At 28.2% G+C, this 422-nt stretch carries 1 protein-coding gene and 1 pseudogene; both read right to left on the bottom strand.

Translation table 11 applies throughout. The annotated features are described in order from the left end of the window. A pseudogene (locus G3997_RS11610) lies at positions 1–242 on the bottom strand (acetyl-CoA carboxylase biotin carboxylase subunit); the annotation flags it as partial. Positions 243–270: 28 nt separating this feature from the next. After that, positions 271–378, bottom strand: a complete 108-nt coding sequence (locus G3997_RS11605) for a hypothetical protein (RefSeq protein ID WP_334299849.1) — start codon at positions 376–378, stop codon at positions 271–273. Positions 379–422 lie beyond the last annotated feature (44 nt).

Genomic DNA, 422 nt, shown 5'->3' with positions numbered 1-422 from the left:
TTTCCATTTATAAAATCTTTATGTTCAAGTATTTCATATTGAAAATCTATATTAGTTGTTACTCCACCTATTGCAAATTCATCTAAAGCTCTTTTCATCTTTATTATTGCATTTTCTCTACTTTCTCCAAAAGTAATTAACTTCCCTATCATAGAGTCATAATATGGTGGTATTTCATATCCACAATAAATAGCACTATCTACTCTTACACCTAATCCTGATGGAACATATAACTCTGTTATTATACCTGGACATGGTCTAAAATTATTTTCAGGRTCTTNNNTGACCTAATAATTTCACATCTTCTTGTTTAATATCCAATTTAATACCAGATGCTATTTTTAACTGCTCTTTAACTATATCTATATTAGTTATCATCTCAGTTATTGGATGTTCAACTTGGATTCTTGTATTCATTTCCA

It is taken from the genome of Romboutsia sp. 13368 (assembly GCF_018336475.1).
In the GTDB taxonomy this organism is placed as follows: Bacteria; Bacillota; Clostridia; order Peptostreptococcales; family Peptostreptococcaceae; genus Romboutsia.
This window is presented reverse-complemented; position numbering and strand designations above follow the sequence as displayed.